At 59.5% G+C, this 2,855-nt stretch carries 1 protein-coding gene; it reads left to right on the top strand.

Going from position 1 to position 2,855, the window contains the following annotated elements; all coding sequences use genetic code 11:
• Positions 1-1,889, top strand: a 1,889-nt coding sequence (gene ppsA, locus PVW46_RS13850; RefSeq protein WP_274576254.1) for a phosphoenolpyruvate synthase, incomplete at its 5' end; no start/stop codon positions are given.
• Positions 1,890-2,855: the final 966 nt, after the last annotated feature.

Here is a 2,855-nt window from a genome sequence, read left to right on the forward strand (position 1 = left end):
TGTTCACCGACCGGGCGATCACCTACCGCCAGCTGAAGGGATTCAGCCATTTCGAGGTGGCCCTGTCGATCGGCGTTCAACTCATGGTCCGCTCGGACATCGGCGGTTCTGGCGTCATGTTTTCGCTGGATACCGAAAGCGGCTTCGACAAGCTGGTGCTGATAAACGCCGCCTGGGGCCTTGGCGAAAACGTCGTCCAAGGCGCTGTCAGCCCGGACGAATACCAGGTCTACAAGCCATTCCTCGACCGCGAAGGATTGGAGCCCATCTTGCACAAAGCCTTGGGCGCCAAGGACATCAAGATGGTCTACGGCAGCGGTGAAGCCACGGGGACTCGCAATGTGCCGACGTCCAAGGCCGAGCGCGCAAAGTTCGTGTTGTCGGACGCCGAAATCCTCGACCTCGCCCGCACCGCCATCACCATCGAGAAGCACTACGGCCAACCGATGGACATGGAATGGGCACGCGACGGCGAGACCGGGCTGATCTACATCGTGCAAGCCCGCCCGGAAACCGTGCAATCGCGCAGCGAGGCTGGCGTGTTCAAGACCTACAAGCTTGGGCAGACAGGAACAGAACTGTTGCGCGGACTCAGTGTCGGCGGCGCGGTCGCCTCGGGTGAGGTCTGCCTGATCGAGACTGCCGCCGAGATCGACCGGTTCGTCGACGGCTCGGTTCTGGTAACCTCCACCACCGACCCGGATTGGGTGCCGATCATGAAGCGCGCAGCTGCCATCGTGACCGACCATGGCGGCCGCACCTCACATGCCGCGATCATCAGCTGCGAATTGGGCGTCCCGGCAATCGTCGGCACCGGCAATGCGACCCAGATCCTGCACGATGGACAGATGGTCACCGTGTCCTGCGCCGAGGGCGACGAGGGCACGGTCTTTTCCGGCAAGACAGAGGTCACGTTGGAGGAAGCGCATCTCGAGTCGATCCCCGCGACCCGAACCAAGGTCATGTTGAACGTCGCAAACCCGGCAGCCGCGGCACGCTGGTGGCGTCTCCCCGCCGATGGCGTGGGCCTCGCACGGATGGAATTCGTCATCTCCAACGAGGTCAAGGTCCACCCACTGGCGCTGACCCGTTACGACCAGTTGGCTCCCGGCAAGGCGCGCGATGCCATCGACAGACTGACCCGAAGCTATGACACCCGCAGCGACTATTTCGTTCACAGCCTTGCCATGGGTCTCTCACGCATTACGGCAAACTGGTATCCCAACCCGACAATCGTGCGGATGAGCGACTTCAAGACCAACGAATACGCCGATCTGCTGGGCGGGAGCCAGTTCGAGCCTTCCGAGGAGAATCCGATGATCGGCTTCCGAGGCGCCTCCCGCTATTACTCGGAAGGCTACCGCGACGGTTTTGCGCTGGAGTGCCGCGCCATTCAACGGCTGCGCGAGACCTTGGGTTTCGACAGTGTCGTTGTCATGATTCCCTTCTGTCGTACCATCGAAGAGGCCGACCGCGTGTTGAAGGTCATGGCCGAGAATGGGTTGAGGCGGGGGGAGAACGGGCTTCAGGTCTATGTGATGTGCGAGATCCCCTCGAACGTGATCCAGGCAGAGGCCTTTGCCAAACGCTTCGACGGATTCTCCATCGGCTCGAACGACCTGACGCAATTGACGCTGGGCATCGACCGAGATTCAGAGGCACTGTCCGAACTGTTCAGCGAACGAGACCCGGCTGTTCTTTGGATGATAGAGAAAGTGATCGCCAAGGCTCGCAAGGCCGGATGCAAGATCGGCCTCTGCGGCCAGGCGCCCAGCAACGACCCCGACTTTGCCCGCCTGCTGGTCAAGGCCGGAATCGACACGATCTCGGTGACACCGGACAGCTTTCTTGCCGTGAAGGCGCATGTTGCCGAGGCGGAAAAGGGCTGAAGGACAAAGCATGGGTCGGGCGTTCCCCGGAGCCGTCGACTTTGCGGAAGCAAAGGGGATTGCCAACTTGATCCATCTGATCGAGAGAAGCGAGTGGCTCTGGCTGTCAGATCGCCATTTCGGCCGCATAACCATGCCAGAGGTCGAAAGCATCCGCTCCGGCAAGGCGATATGAGATGGCGGAGAGTTGACAACGGCTTGGACAAGAGACGGCGTCGATATCATTGTGGGCAGCCAAAATCTCTGAGCGTGTCGGGGCGATTTGAACCGACCCTTCAGCTCGTCGCGGTTTTCGTTTTGGCTTATGCGACCCTTCGATCCCGTTGTCCCAGCCCTTGTGCGCGCGATGGTCCGCGCGCGGCACCAGGCGTCAATCGCCACCGAAGTCTGACATTCGATCATGCCATCAAGGGCAACAAGCTGGTCGAGCGGTAGAGCGAAGAGCAAAGAGTCCGCCGCGTTGATCTGTCATTGCGGCTTAATCGGAATCTGATGACAGCATGCGCGTTGCGGTGATCCCCTCCGGGGGAGTTGTCACGTTATCCGTCTCGGGGTGGTCGGCCAACTGATCTATTTCGAAGTCGGGTCTACTGTTCAAAAGGGTAATTTGATGCCGATTAACCGAGCCCGCGTTTCCAAAATCGACTTGGCTGCTGCCTATGCTGTGGCTCGCGCACTATCCAAGATGTACTTTGAGGCGCGATACGCGAAGTTGCCAGCCTGTTCCGCGACAATATTCCTTCCCTCGGTTGAACTGGAAAGGCTGCCAGATTTTCCGAGTCTGGCCAGAAGTAGTAATTTCAAGGAGGGCGGATTTGCCGGGCTTGTGAGGGCAGAATTGAGATAGGTGGCACGCTCTATCGCAGCGTATGCAACGGGCAAATCGGTCGAGTACCCCGTCGAGTCCGCAGGAAGGCTATCCAAACTTCTTCTTCATTCTAGGGTCAGGACCCATTGATTTGGTTG

This window comes from Mameliella sp. AT18, from assembly GCF_028807275.1.
GTDB classification, from domain to species: domain Bacteria; phylum Pseudomonadota; class Alphaproteobacteria; order Rhodobacterales; family Rhodobacteraceae; genus Antarctobacter; species Antarctobacter albus.